Raw genomic sequence first — 16782 nt, 5'->3', positions numbered from 1 at the left:
CCGCGGCGCCCGCATGGGGCTGCTCACCGACGTGGTGCCGCTGGTGCCGTTCCTGCTGCCGCCGAGCGCGGGCGCGATCGGCTGGTCGCTGCTGGGGCCGGAACGCTCGGGCTACCTCAACCAGCTCCTGCGGCTCGGCCTCGGCGGCGCGCAGGGCCCGATCGACGTGCACTCCTGGTACGGCCTGATCTTCGTCTGCACGACCTGCCAGGTCCCGTACGTCTTCATGATCGTCTCGGCGGGCCTCAGGAACACCGACGCGTCTCAGCGCAGGACGACGTCCTGCAGCCAGCGGCCGATGCGCCCGGCCACCCGGTCGCCGTCGTAGGTGCGGGTGTCGACGTTGTCGGCCTCGATCTCGATGACCGGGAACCCGGCCGACTCCAGCGCCCGCGCGGTGAAGTAGCTGCCGCGCGGGTCGTCGGACACCAGGTGCACCACGCCGTCGATGCCGTGCAGGCGGGCCTCCTTGACGTACCACTCGCTGGACCAGGGCGGGGTGTAGAGCTGGTCGGTGAAGGCGGCGAAGCGGGCGGCCAGGGCGCGCATGGGGTCGTCGCCGTGGCGGATGTAACCGTCGGCGGCGATGGCCAGGTACATCGACCAGACGAAGACGGCGCCGTACTCGTCCTGGAAGCGCTGGTAGAAGCCCATGTCGTACCAGAGGCCGCGGCCGATCCACATCAGCCGGGCCCGCTCCCCCGGGCAGGCCGCCTGCCCGGAGTCCACCCGTTCGCGCACCTCGTCGTGGAAGCGGCGGGCGGCGTCACGGGCCCACTCGGTGCCGCGGTGCCACTGCGGGAGCATGACGCTGGGGATGCCGTCGGCGACGGAGACGGGAGCGGGCCGGGTACGGGCGATGAGGTCGCGGGTCCTCCTGTTCCATTCCTCCTGCTCGTTGACCAGGGCCATGACCTCACGGAAGCGGGACTCGCGCAGCCGCCTGCCGGTGGTGGTCTCCAGGAACCGGACGAGGTTCTCCAGCTCGGCGGTGAGCAGGTCGAGGCGGGCCGGGCCGATGGCCTCCTCCCAGCGGTGCGGCATCAGCTCCCACCAGTTCGCGGGCACCTCGTTCTCGGCGGCGCTCTCCAGGGGGTAGAAGGTGACGCCGGGCTCGCGGCCCCAGATGTCGAAGATCTTGCGGGTGACGTCGCCGGAGGCGTCGCCGACCACGATGCTCGGCTTCGGCAGGCCGCCCCACGGGCCCTCCTCGGTGTCGAAGGCCGAGGCGAGCGTGACCGCGTTGTACTGCTCGGACCAGTCGGGCAGGCCGCGCTGCCGCAGCAGGTCCAGGTAGTGGGCCGAGCGCCGCTTCGCGGCCACGACCGAGGCCCACCACTGGCTGACCACGTACGGGATGTCCATGGCGCGGAAGATCTCGTGCGGCACGTCGGCGTTGACCACGGCCAGCGGCTCGCCCGCGGCCACCCTGGCGCGCAGGTCGGCGAACCATTCGCGCTGGTGCCTGCCCACCTCGGTGGCCGTCGCGAGCTTCGTCACGTCTCCTCCTTGCGCAGGGCGGCCAGGTCGGCGCGCCCGTAGTCCTGCCGGTCCAGCAGCACGGCCGGGACGTCGAGCGCGGCCCGCTGCGCCGCGAAGTCCCAGGCAGGGGCGTCGTCGCCGGTCCTGGCGTAGGCGACCAGCAGCTCGGCGCGGCAGCGGCGGACGGCCGTGGCCGCGTGGCGGGCGCGTTCGGCGGCGGTCGCGCGGTGGGCGGTGGGGCCGGACTCGTGGTAGTGCTCGGTGAGCGCGTCCAGGTCGCCGCGGCCGACGCGGCGCTCGGCCTGGGGGTCGCCGAAGGAGTGGTCCTCGCCTACGATCACGTGACCGTCCGCCTCGATCGTCTCGTACACGTGCGGGGTGTCGTGGTCGGAGCCGCTGAGGAAGACCCGCCGCCCGCGCCACGACGGCAGCCGGTCGCTCTGGGCCAGCAGCTCCCGGAGCCGGGCGACGTGCTCGGGCAGGGGCAGGTCGGCGTTGGCGGCGGCCAGGAACTGGGCGCCGGTCAGCCGGGCGGGCACGGCGCGGCGCAGCTCGGCGACGGCGGCCAGCAGGCGGCGGCGCTCGTCGTGCGCCTCGATCGCGGCGGGCAGGTCGAGCGGGCGTCCGCTCCAGGCGGCCAGCCGGGCCGCGAACTCGCCGATCCTGCGGCGGTTGTAACGGGCGGTGGTGCGGTGCGGCAGGTGCAGGACGTCCACCAGGTACGCCTCGGGCACCCCGGCCCCCGGTTCGATCCGCCGCAGCTCGCGCAGGGCGTAGAAGAACCGCAGCGACGCCTCGCAGTCGTGGGAGACGACGACCCGTTCCAGCTCGCCGAACGCGCCGGTCAGCAGCCGGGTGAGGATCGAGCGGGCCATCGGGTCCACGCCCCGGCCCAGGTAGCGGTCCCCGGGCGCGGCGTCGCCGCCGGGGTCGCCGGTGAGGCGGACGGCGTGGAAACCGGCGGCGGTCAGCAGCTCGACCGGCACATCCGCGCCGACGTAGCCGATGGCCGGCCCGCCAGGGACGCACGGCCGCGCGTAGGCCGCCTCCAGGGCGGCCAGCGCCGGGCTCACGTCAGATCACCCCTTCGCCGGCCAGGGCCTTGAGCTCCTCGCCGGTGTAGCCGAGCAGCTCGCCGTAGATCTCGGCGTTGTGCTCCCCGAGCCCCGGCGCGGGCCCGTCGAGCGCGGCCTCGCAGGCCGAGAAGCGGATCGGGACGCCGGTCCCCACCAGTCCCGCCACGTCCCCGTGGCGGGGGTGCTCCAGCGGCACGACCTCGCCCCGCCGTACGACGATCGGATCGCGGACGGCGGCGACGGGCTCGCGGACCTCGGCCGCGGGCACCCCGTTCCTGGCGAGCAGGTCGAGCACCTCGGCGAGGGGCCGCGGCGCCGCCCACGCCGCGACCGTCGCGTGCAGCTCCCCGGCGGCGGCCACGCGGGCGTCGCGGGTGGCGAAGCGCGGGTCGGCGGCCAGCTCGGGCCGCTCCATGGCGGCGAACAGGCCGCGCGCGAAGGCGTCGGTCGGCCCGCACAGCGCGAACCAGCCGTCCGCCGCCGGGAAGGTCCCGAACGGCGCCAGCCTGGGCACGGTCGTCCCCGTACGGGCCGGCAGGCCGAGCCGCTCGTAGGCGTCGAACGGCTCGCACGCGACGAGCGAGGTGAGCGCGCCGAGCATGGACACGTCCACGTGCTGCCCCCGCCCGGTGGCGTCGGCCTGGATGACGGCGGCGAGCGTGCCGATCACCGCGTAGAGCGGCGCGACCAGGTCGCCGACCGGCAGGCCGAACCGGACGGGCGGCTCGCCGGGCGCGCCCGCGGTCATCATCACGCCGCTGAGCGCCTGCACGATGGTGTCCATCGCCTTGCCGGAGCCGGGCCCGCCCTGCGCGCCGAACCCGCTGATGGACGTGCACACGATGCGCGGGTTGATCGTGCTCGCCCAGTCGTGCCCGATGCCGAGCCGGTCCGTGACGCCCGCGCTGTAGTTGTCGACCATGACGTCGGCCACGCGCACGAGCCCGGCGAGGACGTCGCGGGCCTTGGGATGCTTGAGGTTGAGGGTGACGCTGCTCTTGTTGCGCCCGCGCAGCAGCATCGACACCGACATGTCGTCCGCCTCGCGCCGCACGGTGGTGAGCCCGCCGGCGCCGACGTACGGCGAGTTGTTGCGCGAGCTGTCGCCGCCGGTCAGCGGGTTCTCGACCTTGATGACCCGGGCGCCGAGCCCGGCCAGCAGCAGCGTCGCGTACGGCCCGGACAGCGCCGTCGTCAGATCGATGACCGTGCGCCCGGTCAGCGGCCCCTCAGCCACGCAGCACCACCTCGCCGCCGTCCCAGCCGAACTCCGTGTCGAGGCCGGCCCGGCGGGTGATGTCCTCGACGTAGGCGGCCACCCGCCGGCCTTGGGCGGAGTCGCCGAGCGGCACCGGGCGGCCGGCGTCGTCGATCCAGCACGGCACGAACCCGGCCGAGACGAGACCGTCGCGGTCGAAGCGGCAGACGGCGATGGCGGTGTTCCTGCTCTCGGGGTGGAAGGGGTAGAACGGCATGGCGGGGTCGGGGGCGAAGCCGTACAGCTCCTTGCGGCGGCGGGCCCACGCGGCGCGTTCCCCGGCGTCCCCGTCGGCGGGCGTGAGGGCGTGGGTGACGGTGACGAAGTTGCCGAGGCCGTGGTAGATGGGCCGGCCCCGGTACATCTCGATGCCGCGCATGATGTGGGCGTGGTGGGCGAACACGGCGTGCGCGCCGGCCTCGATCGCGGCACGGGCGACGGGTTTCTCGTACATGGCGAGCGCGGCGGGGGTGTGGCCGACGCCCTTGTGCAGCGACACCAGCACGACGTCCGCCTCGGCGGCCAGCTTCGCCACGTCGCCGGCCAGGCGCTCCAGGCCGGCGGGGTCGGCGAAGGTGTAGACGGCCGGCGGGCCGCCGGGGCTCGCGTGGTCGAGCTCGTAGTGGGTGAGGACCTTGACGTAGGCGCAGCCGGGCTTGCGGGTGGTGGCCCACGACTCGCGCGGGCCGACGCAGTTGTAGCTGAGCACGCCGACGCGCAGCCCGCCGCGCTCCACCACGGCGGGCCTGCGGGCCTCGTCGAGGGTGAGCCCGGCGCCGGCGGTGGCGAGCCCGGCCCGCGCGGCGTGCGTGAGGGTGTCGGCCACGCCCTGGTCGCCGGCGTCGTAGACGTGGTTGCCCGCGAGGGTGACGACGTGGAAGCCCGCCTCGGCGATCGCGGTCAGCGCGGCGGGGTCGGCGGGCGGGGCGGGCACGTCGGTGCTGACCTGGGCGGTGGAGGTGCTGTGCGGCACCTCCACGTGGCCGATCACGACGTCGCCGCGCAGCAGGGTGTCCCTCGCGGGGGCGAAGAACGAGGCCGGGCCGGGCTCGTCCACGACCAGGTCGCCGACGGACATCACGGTGAGCGCGCTCAACGGACCTTCTCCTCCTTCAGCGCCTGTCCCGCGGGGACCTCCGGCGTCCGCTCCTGCGAGAACCGGGACAGAAACGCCCGCAGGCGCGGTGACCCGGGACGGTCGAAGAACTCCTCGGGCGTGCCGGTCTCGACGACGCGCCCGTGTTCCATGAAGACGCAGCGGTCGGCGACCTCACGGGCGAAGCCCATCTCGTGCGTCACAATGATCATGGTCATGCCGCCGGCGGCGAGGTCGCGCACGACGCCGAGCACCTCCTCCACCAGCTCGGGGTCGAGCGCGCTGGTCGGCTCGTCGAACAGCATGATCCGCGGCTCGGTCGCCAGGGCGCGCGCGATGGCGACGCGCTGCTGCTGCCCGCCCGACAGCTGGCGCGGATGGGCGTCCGCCTTGCCGGCCAGCCCCACCCGCTCCAGCAGCCGCAGCGCCTCCTCGCGCGCCTTGTCCGGCGTGCGGCCGTGCACGGCGACCTGCGCCTCCGTGAGGTTGCGCAGCACGCTCCAGTGCGCGAACAGGTTGAACTGCTGGAAGACCATGCCCATCCGGCCGCGCTGCGCGGCCACCCGCCGCTCCGGCAGCGGCCGCAGGTGGCCCCGGTGCAGCTCGTGGCCGAGCAGTTCGCCGTCGAGGTACATGGAGCCGCCGTCGATGGGTTCGAGCTGGTGGATACAGCGGACCAGGGTGGACTTGCCGGACCCGGACGGGCCGATGACGGTGACGACCTCGCCCTCGTGCACGTCGAGGCTCACCCCGGCGAGCGCCACGTGGTCGCCGAAGCGTTTGCGCACGTCATGGACGCGCAGGACCGGGCTCATCACTGCCCCTTCCCGAAGTGCCGCTCCAGGCGCCGCTGGCCGAGCGACAGCACGGTGACCACGGCCAGGTACCACGCGCAGGCCACGATGAGCAGCGGCACGATCTGGTAGGTCCGGTTGTAGATCACCTGGACCGAGTAGAGCAGGTCGGCCATGGCGATGACGCTGACCAGCGAGGTGCCTTTGAGCAGGCTGATGAACTGGCTGCCCGTGGGCGGGATGATCACCCGCATCGACTGCGGCAGCACCACCTTGACGAAGGTCTGGGTGGCGGTGAAGCCCATGGCGCGGGCCGCGTCGCGCTGGCCGCCGTCCACGGCCAGGATGCCGGCCCGGACGATCTCGGCCATGTACGCGGCCTCGTGCAGCGTGAGCCCGAGGACCGCGGCGGTCAGCGAGCTGATCACGGCGTTGGTCGGCCACGAGGCGAAGGTCGGCCCGAACGGCACGCCGAGCGAGATGCGCGGCAGCAGATAGCCGAGGTTGAACCAGAAGATGAGCTGGACCAGCGGCGGGATGCCGCGGAAGACCGCCACGTACACGCCGCACGCCCACGCCAGCGGACGGAAACCGCTCAGCCGGCCGGCGGCGAGCAGCACGCCCAGCCCGCTGCCCAGCGTCATGGCGATGACGGTGAGCAGCAGCGACATGCCGAGCCCTGCCACGATGTTGGGGTCGAGCAGGTATTCGGCGACGACCGGCCACTCGAAGCGCGGGTTGGTGACCAGGAACCAGGCGAGCTGGGCGGCGAGCACGAGCAGGGCGGCGCCGGCCAGCCACCGCAGCGGGCGGATCCGCGGGCGGGCGGTGGCGACGTCGGCGGGGCCGGCGACCTGGCTCACGGTGTCGCCGCGGTGTTCATCGCGGGCTTGTCCACGGCGACCTTCTGCAGGCCGTACTTGTCGACGATGCGCCGGTACTCGCCGTTGTCGAAGATCTCCTTGAACGCCTCCAGCATCACGGGGCCGAGGCCGCCGCTCTTGGGCACCAGCATCGCGAGCCGGTCGATGCCTGCGCCCTGCTCGTCGGTCTGCGTGACGTACGTGAAGGCGTCCTTCTCCTTGGCCATCGCGTCGATCGCGGCGCTCTCGGTCATGCCCGCCGCGTCGGCGCGGCCGGACTTGGCCGCCAGGATCGTGCCGTTGGTGTCGGCGAGCCCGATGAAGGTGAGCGCCGGCTTGCCCTGGGTGGCGCACCACTCGCTCAGCCGCTTGGCCTGGTCCTCCACGATGCTGCCCGCGGTGCCCGCCACGCGCTTGCCGCACAGGTCCCCGGAACTGGCGACGGCGGCGGAGCCCGACTTGGGGATGAGGTAGGAGGTGCGGCTGACCATCCACACGATGGCGTCGAACTGCTTCTCGCGCTCCGCGGTGTCCTTGACGGGGCCGTTGAAGGCGTCGTAGCGGGAGGCCAGCATGCCGGACAGCGCGGCGGGCAGGCCGTTGACGATCGAGATCTCGGTGCGGACCCCCAGGACCTTGCCGAGGGCGTCCTGCAGTTCCTTGTCGATCCCGGTCACCGTCTTGCCGTCGTTGCCGACGATCCGGTAGGGAGGGTGGGAATCCCCGGCGAATCGGATGACGCCCGCTTCCTTGATGGCCTCGGGTAAGCGGTCGTAGAGGGCCGTCCCGCCGGCCGCTCCAGCCGTCCCGCCGCTGTTTCCGCCGCAGGCCGCGACACCGGCAAGGGTCAGGGCAGCCACGGCCGCGACGGTGATCCTGGGCAATTCCATGGTGTTCCTCCAGCAACCCGGATCATTTGGCAACTCTCGTTGCGATCGTTCGCATTAATGTCACGTACGACCGCACGTCTGTCAAGAGGTCCCGGTGCGGAAGAACAGCGGTTCAGCGCGGGGCGAGCGGCAGGCCCGTACGGTGGTGCGCCACCAGCTCGGCGAGGGCGGGCTCGAACTCGCCGACGATCTGCTTGACCCGGAACTCGGCGAGCGGGCCCAGCGTGTCGTAGATCTCCACGAACACGTCACGGGCCGCCCCACGCGGCCAGTCGGCGGGCAGCAGCTCGGCCGGCAGGTCGGGGTCGTGGTTGGGGAAGGTGCGCCAGGTGTCCATGATCCCCGTACGCGCCACCAGGGCCTCGGAGGCCCCCACCGTCCCGTTGCGCACGCGCACCAGCAGCGGCGAGTACTGCGCCACGAACCCCTCGTAGGTCCGCCGGAGCTGGTCGAAGTCCCACGCCTCCCGCGGCGCCCGCAGACCCGGCAGGTCCAGGGCCTGGGCGCGGAAGATCGTGGACGTGGGCACCCCCAGCTCGGCGAGCACCGCCGCCGCCTCGTCGGCGCCGGCCCTGGGCGAGACCCACAGCCCGTCGTAGAGCGGGGCGAAGCCCAGCCAGCGCAGCCGCCCGCGCAGCGCGTGGCGCAGGTCGCGCTGCTCCTCCGAGATGGAGAACGCGGCCACCGCCCATGTCCCGTCCCACGCCCCCTGGTCGAGCCCGAAGGACATGATCCGCTGCCGGCCGTCGCGCAGGACGGCGGCGGCCCGGTCGGTCAGCCGGTAGTAGGTGCGCCGCCCCACCTTGGACGACTCCAGCAGCTCCCGCCGGGCCAGGCGGCTCAGCGCGGCCCGCGCGGCCACCGCCGACACCCCGAACTCCTCGGCCAGCCGCACCAGCGCCGCGGACGGCAGCTGCTCGGGCCGGCTGATCCAGTAGTCGCCCAGCAGCGTCGTGATCAGGTGTTGCGGGGGCGCGCCCACCTGGAAGCGCGGGAGATCGACATCGCCTGCCTCGACCGTTGCACCGTCAGTCATCACAGGAGTATATGGATAACGCTTCCTCATACGCACGCAATCGATTCGTCGTACGTCTCACGCCGGGGGCAAGCCTTGACGGCGTGCCGGCCTCGCCCGGACAGGGCAGCGGGCGCGCACACCCGAGGACTCCAGCGCGGCCGTCTAGACATTTCCGGCCACGCACGTCAGCAGGACGACGTGTGTATGGCGCCAGGTCATCCCCGGTCGGACAGCGCGCGCCAGGACTCCGAAAGCGCGTGACGGAACTCGCCCACCTGCTCGGACGACAGCGCCAGGACCATGCGCTCCTCCAGGGCGGCCATGGACCCGGCCAGCGTGGCGAGCAGGTCGTGACCGTCGTCGGTGAGGTGGATGAGCAGCTCCCTGCCGTTCGCCGGGTTGCGCTCGCGGCGGACGAGGCCCCGGTTCTCCAGGGCGCGGATCATGTCGGCCATGGACTGGGCGGTGACGAAGGAGTCGCGGGCCAGCTGCGCCGCGGACATGCCGTCGTGGCGTTCCAGCACGGTGAGAGCCGTGTACTGCAGCGCGGTGATGCCCGCGGGGCGTACGACCTCGTCGAGACGTGACCGCACGGCCAGCTCCAGCCGCTTGACCATGTAGAGCAGCGACGCGGGCGCCTTGGCCCGTTCCCGCCGCGCGTGTCCTGCCTGAATCTCCGTCATCGCCCCTGCACCTTGCTCCCCGCCCGGGCTCCCACCCTAGGCCATTGACAGGAATCCTGATCGATGCAACCCTCCTGATCGACAGGTTTCCTGTCAATCGGGATGGAGTCAGGACATGGATCTCAAGGGCAAGGTCGCGATCGTCACCGGGAGCGGACGCGGGCTGGGCCTGGCCTACGCCGAGGCGCTGGCCGCCGCGGGCGCGGCCGTGGTGGTCAACGACGTCGGCCAGGAGGCCGTGGACGCCGCCGTGGAACGGCTCACCCGCGCGGGCGGCCGCGCGGCGGGCGTCGTGGCCGCGGTGGGCGACACGCCGGCGGCGGACGAGCTGGTCGCCACCGCGGTCGAGCGTTTCGGACGGCTGGACGTCCTGGTGACCAACGCCGGCATCCTGCGTGACCGGGTGTTGTGGAAGATGACCGACGACGACTTCGACGCGGTGGTGCGGGTGCACCTGCGGGGCACCTTCACCTGCGCCAGGGCGGCGGCCGTACGGATGCGCGAGCAGGGCACCGGCGGCCGCATCGTGCTCATCTCCTCCCCCGCCGGGCAACGCGGCAACTTCGGCCAGGCCAACTACGCCGCGGCCAAGGCGGGGATCGTCGCCATGGCCAGGACCTGGGCGCTGGAGCTGGCCAGGGCCGGGATCACGGTGAACGCCGTGGTGCCGGTGGCGGCCACCGAGATGACCAGGACAATCCCGGCGTTCGCCCCGGTCATCGAGGAGGCGGAGCGCACCGGCAGGCCGTTGCCCGGCTGGCTGCGCAAGGACGAGGGACTGGGCACCGTGGAGGACGTGGCCGGGCTCATCACGTTCCTGGCCTCGGACGCCTCCGCGGACGTGACCGGGCAGGCCATCGGCATCGGCGGCGACCGGCTGGCCCTCTGGACGCATCCCCAGGAGAAGGCGGTCGCCGTCAAGGACGGCGGCTGGAGCGCCGAGGCGATCGCCGCGCAGTGGAGCACCGGCGTGGGCGCGCAGCCGGAGACCTACGGCATCCCCGCTCCCAAGGCTCCTCAGGGCACCGGAGGCATGAGATGACCGCGATGGACCTCGACCGGCTGACGGCCATCGACGTGCACACGCACGCCGAGATCTCCCGCTCCGGCCACCGGTCGCTGAGCCCGGAGCTGTTCGGAGCCTCCGAGGAGTACTTCAAGGCGCACGGGCACCGGCAGCCCTCGATCGGGGAGACCGCTGCCTACTACCGCGAGCGCGGCATGGCCGCGGTGGTGTTCACCGTCGACGCCGAGCACGCCACCGGCCATCCCCGCATCGCGAACGAGGAGGTCGCCGAGAGCTGCGCCGAACACCCCGACGTGCTGATCCCGTTCGCCAGCGTGGACCCGTGGAAGGGCCGCGCCGGCGTCCGCGAGGCGCGGCGGCTGGTCGCCGAGCACGGCGTGCGCGGCTTCAAGTTCCACCCCAGCATCCAGGGCTACGCCCCGAACGACCCCATGGCCTACCCGCTGTACGAGGCCATCGAGGAACTGGGGGTGCCCGCGCTGTTCCACACCGGCCAGACCGGCATCGGCGCCGGCGTGCCGGGCGGCGGCGGCATCCGGCTGAAGTTCTCCGACCCCATGCTGGTCGACGACGTGGCCGTGGACTTCCCCGAACTGCGGATCGTCCTGGCGCATCCGTCCTTCCCCTGGCAGGACGAGGCTCTGGCCGTGGCCGTCCACAAGCCGTACGTGTACATCGACCTGTCCGGATGGTCGCCCAAGTATTTCCCGCCGCAGCTCGTCCGCTACGCCAACACCCTGCTCAAGGACAAGGTGCTCTTCGGCTCCGACTACCCCGTGATCACCCCGGACCGCTGGCTGGCCGACTTCGCCAAGCTCGACATCAAGCCCGAGGTACGGCCCAAGATCCTCAAGGACAACGCCGCCCGCCTGCTCGGCCTCACCTCCAAGGAGACACCAGCATGACCACCACCGCGCACGGCCTGACGGAGATCAGGGCTCTGGCCGGCAAGGACCTGGGCCACAGCCAGTGGCTGCCCGTCGAGCAGGAACGCGTGAACACCTTCGCCGACGCGACCGGCGACCACCAGTGGATCCACACCGATCCCGGCAGGGCCGGGGACGGCCCGTTCGGCGGGACCATCGCGCACGGCTACCTCACCCTCGCCCTGGTCATCCCGCTCTTCAACGACCTGCTCGCCATCGAGGGCGTGCGGATGAGCATCAACTACGGCCTGGACAAGGTCCGCTTCCCCAGCCCCGTGCGGACCGGATCGAGGATCCGGCTCGGCGCCGTGGTCGCCGAGGTCACCGACGTGCCCGGCGACGGCGTGCAGATGGTGTGCGACTTCACCGTCGAGGTCGAAGGATCGGCCAAGCCCGCCTGCGTCGCCCGCGTCATCTACCGCCACTACGCCTGACCGCGGCGCGCGGGAAGAACATGCGCAACAACGGACTCGGCGTCTGGCCCGCCAGGCGGGCCCTGATGTCGCCGCGGAACACCGCCCTGGTGTTCGGGGAACGCCGGCTGTCCTTCGCGGACGTGCACGAACGCACGACCAGGCTGTCCGACCGGCTGCGCGCCGCCGGCGTGGGCCACGGGGACCGGGTCGCCTATCTGGGGCCGAACCATCCGGCCTTCGTCGAGACGATGTTCGCCACCCACCTGCTCGGCGGCGTCTTCGTCCCCCTGAACTTCCGGCTCGCCGCGCCGGAGATCGACTACATGCTCGCCCACAGCGGTGCGTCCGCCCTGATCTACGCACCCGAGTGCGCCCCCGTCGTCCGCGCTTCCCGGCGGGTCGCGGAGCTGGACACCGTGGTGGCGCTGACCCGGCCGGATCCCGGCGAACACGACTACGAGGAGTGGCTGGCGGGCGGCGAGGCCACGCCGATCGACGTGCCCGTCACGCTGGACGACGTCGCCACCATCCTCTACACGTCCGGGACGACGGGCCGCCCCAAGGGAGCGATGCTGACCCATGGCAACCTCGTCTGGAACTGCTACAACCTGCTCATCGGCGTGGACGTCGCCGGCGACGAGGTGACGCTGGTCAGCGCGCCGCTGTTCCACGTGGCCGCGCTCAACCAGTGCCTGCTGCCGACCTTCCTCAAGGGCGGCACCTCGGTGATCATGCCGTCCTGGGACACCGGCGGCTGCTTCGACCTCATCGCCGAGCACCGCGTCACCTGGATGTTCGGCGTGACCACCATGTACGCCGAGCTGGCCCGCTCACCGCGATGGGCGCACGCCGACCTGTCCTCGGTGCGCAGCCTGATGGCGGGCGGCGCGGCGGTGCCGCCCGCGCTGATCAGCACCTACCAGGAACGCGGGCTGACCTTCTGCCAGGGCTACGGGCTCACCGAGACCGCGCCGGGGGCGACGTTCCTGGAGGCGGGACAGAGCCGGCGCAAGGCCGGATCCGCCGGGGTGCCGGTCTTCTTCACCGACGTCCGCTGCGTCCGTACCGACCTGACCGACACCGCGCCCGGCGAGCCGGGCGAGATCATCATCCAGGGCCCCAACGTCACCCCCGGCTACTGGCACGATCCCGAAGGCACCGCCCGCGCGTTCTCCCCGGGCGGCTGGTTCCACTCCGGCGACATCGCCTACGTCGACGCCGACGGGCACTTCCACATCGTCGACCGGGTCAAGGACATGTACATCTCCGGCGGCGAGAACGTCTATCCCGCCGAGGTCGAAGCGGCGATCTTCGAGCACCCCGCGGTCGCCGAGGTGGCGGTCATCGGCGTGCCCCACGAGAAGTGGGGCGAGAGCGGCCGGGCCTTCGTCGTCACCGCTCCCGGGGCCACCCTCACCCTCGGCGACCTGCGGGCCTTCCTCGACGGACGACTGGCCCGGTACAAGATCCCCACCCGCCTCGACCTCGTCGCCGAACTGCCCCGCACCGGCTCCAGCAAGGTCATGAAGGAACGGCTGCGGGACCTGGCCCGCGCGGACGGCCACCAAGGTTCCCGCTGACGGAGCGGCCGGTCCGACGCCGACAGCTCATGTGTCCCTCGCGCCCCGGAGGTCCGTCACAGGGTGCCGGGGAAGCCCGGGAGCACGAGGTGGAAGAAGCCCTGAGCGGTGTAGGTGGCGAGCTTCCTGGCCACACCGGTCTCGACGTTCACCGCGTACGCCGTGAAGGGAACGTACGGCGGGTCGAGGTCCGATGCGGGCGCGTCGTCGTCCCGCTCATGGCAGACCAGGGGCGTGGCCAGGGCCGTGATCTCGTGAGGGCCGGTCCAGCCGCGCAGGTAGACCTGGTTGGCCGTCATGGACAGGCCCCGCACGGGGACCTTCCTGAGCGCCTTGCCGGTCTTCCTGTCCAGGTGCACGAGGTCGGGGCCGCTTCTCATGCATCCGACGACGCCCGCGTTCACGCTCTCCACCGCGACGACGCTGTGCCCGTCCGGCCCGAGCGCGCCGATCGAGTAGTCCCCGGCGACGTCGACGGTCGTCGAGTTGCCCGCCGTGGACGTCTGCCAGAGCCGGGTGATGGTCTGCAGACGGGTTTTGGGGGCGTACTCCGCCAGGGTGATCGTGTCGCCGTCCGGGGACAGGCCGATGGGGTTCCAGCCGTTCGGCAGCGGCCGGGCCATGCGCTCGCGCATGTCGAACAGCATGGCCGGGTCCTTGAGCGCCGGGCTCTTGGTGAAGGCGAGGAAGCGGCCGTCGTCCGACAGCAGGAGGTGCGCGATACTGCCGAGCCAGGCCGTGGGCACCTTCGCCGGCGCCGTGGTCACTTTCCCCGAGGCGAGGTCGCGCACCGCGAAGGTGCCGGCCTTGGTGTCGTAGTACGCGATCTTACGGCCGTTCCGGCTGATCGCCAGCGGGCTCGGCCGGAGCTTGGACGGCGAACCGGACAGGGCCCGCGCCACCCGGTACGTCTTGCCGCCACGGGTGACCACCCGCCAGCCGCCGTTCACGCATCCCGCCGGCGCCTTGCCGCCCTCCGGCCGGCAGAACGTCATGAAGGCGTGGCTCAACGGCCCCACCCCTCGCGCCGGCAGGTCGGTCACGGCTCCCGGCGCGGCGGCGGGGCGCGGCTGCGCGCGTTGCAGCCGTACGGCGGTCGTCACGCCGAGCGCGACGGCGACGACCGCGGCGGCCGCGACGATCGAGGTCGTCCTGCGCCTGCGCCGCCTGCGGATCCCGATCGTCCGCTCGGTCAGGTCCACCTGGGGCGCGTGGTGGGCCACGTCGTCCAGCACATCTCTCAGCCAGGTCATCGGCGTGCTCCCTTCAGGTCTTCCGTCTCGGCGAACTTCGGCGCCAGCTCAGGCGCGAGCACTCGTAACCGGGCGAGCACATGATGGGCGTGGCTCTTGACCGTGCCGAGCGAGCAGCGCAACAGTTTGGCGGTCTCGTGTTCGGTGAGGTCCTCGTAGTAGCGCAGGACGATCACGGCCCGCTGCCTGGGCGGCAGTTGCGCGAGCGCCCGCAGCATGGCGATCCGGACGACCGTGGAATCCTCGGTGGAATACGGTCGATCCGGCGGCTCGGCTCTCGGCAGCTCGGTCGCCCTGGCCAGCCGGCGGCGCCAGGAGATGTACTGGTTGATCAGGGCTTTGCGGGCGTACGCCTGCGGACTGGCGACGTCCGCCAGTTTGGGCCAGCGGCTGAGCACCTTCAGCAGCACACTCTGCAGCAGGTCCTCGGCCAGGTGGGCGTCCCCCGTGAGCAGGTAGGCCGTCCGCATCAGCGACTGCTGATGGGCGGCCATGAACTCACGGAAGCTGTCATTGGGGTCCAAGATGACTCCTCTCCCCCGTTACCGACGCCCATGATCGGCAAAGGGTTGGGTCGCTCCATGACCTGTCCGCCGCGCTCCGGCCTGCAAGGCTCTCGCCGGGGTGCTTTCCTTCGCCGGCCTCGGAAAATCCGCCTTTATCCACCCATAGAGGCGCTAACCATCTCGTTCCTGTTACGGTAGGGCGCGGTGCGCCGGGAAGCCTGGTCGGCAGGTTCACGTTCGCCGACGCCGGCCGGAGGTCGACAGGCACATGCTCATGAAGGCGTTCGCCGGCCTGTTACCGCCGATCACGCTCGTGGCCGGCCTCGTCCGCCGCGTCGGCACGGGCGGCTCATGAGACGGTCGCAGGGCATTCTCCCCCACTTCCAGCACCCGGCCCAGGTGATCGTCGCCGGCTTCGGAGCGGCCGCCCTGCTGGGCACCGCGCTGCTCGTCCTGCCGATCTCCACCGAGTCCGGGGAGTCGGCGGGCTGGCTCACGGCCCTGTTCACGGCGACGTCGGCCGTGTGCGTCACCGGCCTCGCCGTCGTGGACACCGCGTCGCACTGGTCGGCGTTCGGTGAAGTCGTCATCGCCGGGCTGATCCAGATCGGCGGTCTCGGCATCATGACCCTGGCCACGCTGCTCACCCTCCTGGTGGCCGGCCGCCTCGGCCTGCGCGCCAGGCTCTTCGCCCAGGCCGAGACCAGGACGTCGAGCCCGACCGACGTCCGGCACGTGGTCCGCCGCGTGGTCGTCTTCAGCCTGACCTGCGAGGCCGCCGCGGCGGTGGTCCTGACCGGCCGTTTCCTGCTCGGCCACGACGAGCCGTTCGGCCGCGCCGTGTACCTGGGCGTCTTCCACGCGGTCTCCGCCTTCAACAACGCGGGCTTCGCGCTGTGGTCCGACAGCCTGATGCGCTACGTCGCCGACCCGTGGATCTGCCTGACCGTCGCCGCCGCGGTGATCGTGGGCGGGCTCGGCTTCCCGGTGGTCTTCGAGCTGCTGCGCACCTGGCGCCGCCCCCAGCGCTGGTCGGTGCTGACCAGGATCACCGTCGCCGTCACCGCGGTCCTGCTGGTCGCCGGAACCCTGGTCTTCCTCATCGCCGAGTGGCACAACCCGAAGACGCTCGGCCCGCTCGACGATCCAGGGAAGTTCCTGGCGGCGTTCTTCACCGCCGTCATGCCGCGGACGGCGGGCTTCAACAGCATCGACATCGCCGGCATGCACCCGAGCAGCCGGCTCGCCACCGACCTGCTGATGTTCATCGGCGGCGGCAGCGCCGGCACGGCGGGCGGCATCAAGGTCACCACGTTCGGCATGCTGGCCTTCGTCATCTGGTCCGAGGTGCGCGGCGAGCGCGAGGTCAACATCGGCCATCGCCGCCTGCCGGACACGGCGCAGCGCCAGGCCGTCTCGGTCACCCTGATCAGCCTGGCCCTGGTCGCGCTGTCCACCTACCTCCTGATGGCCCTGACCCCGCACAGCCTGGACAAGGTGCTGTTCGAGGTCGTCTCGGCGTTCGGCACGGTCGGGCTCTCGACCGGCATCACCGCCGACACCACGCCGGCCGGGCAGGTGCTGCTGGTGCTGCTCATGTTCATCGGCAGGACGGGCCCCCTCACCCTGGGCTCCGCCCTGGCGTTGAAGGACCGCACCCGCCGGTATCAGCTTCCCGAGGAGAGGGTCATCGTCGGGTGACCGGAACGGCTTTCGCGTCAGATGTTCACGCCTGGACGGTGATGTGCACCATCGGCTCGTAGTTCGGGAAGCACGGCCGGGTCTATGCGTTGCACCTTGGGCCCGAGGAAGGAATGCAGCGCGGCCCATCCGAGGCCGGCCACCAGGAGGACCGCGGCCAGCGAGGCCGCCATCGGGACCACGACGTTCCTCAGGATGAGACGTCCGCGCGAT

17 protein-coding genes are annotated in these 16782 nt (G+C 72.0%); 6 read left to right on the top strand and 11 right to left on the bottom strand.

Annotated elements, in window-relative coordinates:
- The first annotated feature begins 13 nt into the window (after window positions 1–13).
- Window positions 14–328 (top strand): hypothetical protein, encoded by a 315-nt coding sequence (locus Nocox_RS20820; protein ID WP_020543557.1) that lies wholly within the window; start codon window positions 14–16, stop codon window positions 326–328.
- Here Nocox_RS20820 and Nocox_RS20815 read toward each other — a convergent pair.
- The 9 genes from Nocox_RS20815 to Nocox_RS20775 all read right to left on the bottom strand — a co-directional run bounded on the left by Nocox_RS20815 (window position 265) and on the right by Nocox_RS20775 (window position 9160).
- Entirely contained in the window at window positions 265–1500 is a 1236-nt protein-coding gene (locus tag Nocox_RS20815) for a 2-hydroxyacyl-CoA dehydratase family protein (RefSeq protein ID WP_020543556.1), read from the bottom strand. The genes Nocox_RS20820 and Nocox_RS20815 overlap by 64 nt on opposite strands.
- Window positions 1497–2555, bottom strand: coding sequence for a 2-hydroxyacyl-CoA dehydratase family protein (locus tag Nocox_RS20810; RefSeq protein ID WP_020543555.1), 1059 nt, complete (start codon window positions 2553–2555; stop codon window positions 1497–1499). The genes Nocox_RS20815 and Nocox_RS20810 overlap by 4 nt, the downstream gene beginning before the upstream one ends.
- Before the next feature lies 1 nt (window position 2556).
- Window positions 2557–3795 (bottom strand): CaiB/BaiF CoA transferase family protein, encoded by a 1239-nt coding sequence (locus Nocox_RS20805; RefSeq protein ID WP_020543554.1) that lies wholly within the window; start codon window positions 3793–3795, stop codon window positions 2557–2559.
- Window positions 3788–4912: a CapA family protein gene (locus Nocox_RS20800; protein WP_020543553.1), complete on the bottom strand. Its 1125-nt coding sequence runs from the start codon at window positions 4910–4912 to the stop codon at window positions 3788–3790. The genes Nocox_RS20805 and Nocox_RS20800 overlap by 8 nt, the downstream gene beginning before the upstream one ends.
- Window positions 4909–5727, bottom strand: a complete 819-nt coding sequence (locus Nocox_RS20795) for an amino acid ABC transporter ATP-binding protein (RefSeq protein ID WP_020543552.1) — start codon at window positions 5725–5727, stop codon at window positions 4909–4911. The genes Nocox_RS20800 and Nocox_RS20795 overlap by 4 nt, the downstream gene beginning before the upstream one ends.
- The gene (locus Nocox_RS20790; RefSeq protein ID WP_020543551.1) at window positions 5727–6569 is read right to left on the bottom strand and encodes an amino acid ABC transporter permease; all 843 of its coding nucleotides are present in this window, start codon (window positions 6567–6569) and stop codon (window positions 5727–5729) included. The genes Nocox_RS20795 and Nocox_RS20790 overlap by 1 nt, the downstream gene beginning before the upstream one ends.
- Complete coding sequence (locus Nocox_RS20785) at window positions 6566–7459, bottom strand: transporter substrate-binding domain-containing protein (protein ID WP_033409184.1); 894 nt, start codon at window positions 7457–7459, stop codon at window positions 6566–6568. The genes Nocox_RS20790 and Nocox_RS20785 overlap by 4 nt, the downstream gene beginning before the upstream one ends.
- Before the next feature lie 112 nt (window positions 7460–7571).
- A complete protein-coding gene (locus Nocox_RS20780) occupies window positions 7572–8495 on the bottom strand; it encodes a PaaX family transcriptional regulator (RefSeq protein ID WP_157383088.1) in 924 nt (307 codons plus the stop codon).
- Window positions 8496–8692: 197 nt separating this feature from the next.
- Window positions 8693–9160, bottom strand: a complete 468-nt coding sequence (locus Nocox_RS20775; RefSeq protein WP_020543548.1) for a MarR family winged helix-turn-helix transcriptional regulator — start codon at window positions 9158–9160, stop codon at window positions 8693–8695.
- A gap of 115 nt (window positions 9161–9275) precedes the next feature.
- Here Nocox_RS20775 and Nocox_RS20770 point away from each other — a divergent pair, with 115 nt between their 5' ends.
- Genes Nocox_RS20770 through Nocox_RS20755 form a run of 4 tightly spaced genes read left to right on the top strand, consistent with a single transcriptional unit; the run spans window position 9276 to window position 13109 of the window.
- Window positions 9276–10202 (top strand): SDR family oxidoreductase, encoded by a 927-nt coding sequence (locus Nocox_RS20770; RefSeq protein ID WP_020543547.1) that lies wholly within the window; start codon window positions 9276–9278, stop codon window positions 10200–10202.
- Complete coding sequence (locus tag Nocox_RS20765) at window positions 10199–11092, top strand: 4-hydroxyphenyl-beta-ketoacyl-CoA hydrolase (RefSeq protein ID WP_020543546.1); 894 nt, start codon at window positions 10199–10201, stop codon at window positions 11090–11092. Before Nocox_RS20770 ends, Nocox_RS20765 begins: the two co-directional genes overlap by 4 nt.
- A complete protein-coding gene (locus tag Nocox_RS20760; RefSeq protein WP_020543545.1) occupies window positions 11089–11547 on the top strand; it encodes a MaoC family dehydratase in 459 nt (152 codons plus the stop codon). The genes Nocox_RS20765 and Nocox_RS20760 overlap by 4 nt, the downstream gene beginning before the upstream one ends.
- A 20-nt stretch (window positions 11548–11567) precedes the next feature.
- Entirely contained in the window at window positions 11568–13109 is a 1542-nt protein-coding gene (locus Nocox_RS20755; RefSeq protein ID WP_020543544.1) for an acyl-CoA synthetase, read from the top strand.
- Window positions 13110–13165: 56 nt separating this feature from the next.
- On the opposite strand, the gene Nocox_RS20750 is transcribed toward Nocox_RS20755, so the two are convergent.
- Both Nocox_RS20750 and Nocox_RS20745 read right to left on the bottom strand, forming a co-directional pair.
- Entirely contained in the window at window positions 13166–14362 is a 1197-nt protein-coding gene (locus Nocox_RS20750; protein WP_157383087.1) for a hypothetical protein, read from the bottom strand.
- Window positions 14359–14886, bottom strand: a complete 528-nt coding sequence (locus Nocox_RS20745) for a SigE family RNA polymerase sigma factor (protein WP_020543542.1) — start codon at window positions 14884–14886, stop codon at window positions 14359–14361. Before Nocox_RS20745 ends, Nocox_RS20750 begins: the two co-directional genes overlap by 4 nt.
- Window positions 14887–15219: 333 nt before the next feature.
- Here Nocox_RS20745 and Nocox_RS20740 point away from each other — a divergent pair, with 333 nt between their 5' ends.
- Window positions 15220–16569, top strand: coding sequence for a TrkH family potassium uptake protein (locus Nocox_RS20740; RefSeq protein WP_033409182.1), 1350 nt, complete (start codon window positions 15220–15222; stop codon window positions 16567–16569).
- Window positions 16570–16782: the final 213 nt, after the last annotated feature.

This window comes from Nonomuraea coxensis DSM 45129, from assembly GCF_019397265.1.
GTDB lineage: Bacteria > Actinomycetota > Actinomycetes > Streptosporangiales > Streptosporangiaceae > Nonomuraea > Nonomuraea coxensis.
Note: the sequence above shows the minus strand (reverse complement) of the source record. Positions and strands in the feature narration are given on the sequence as shown.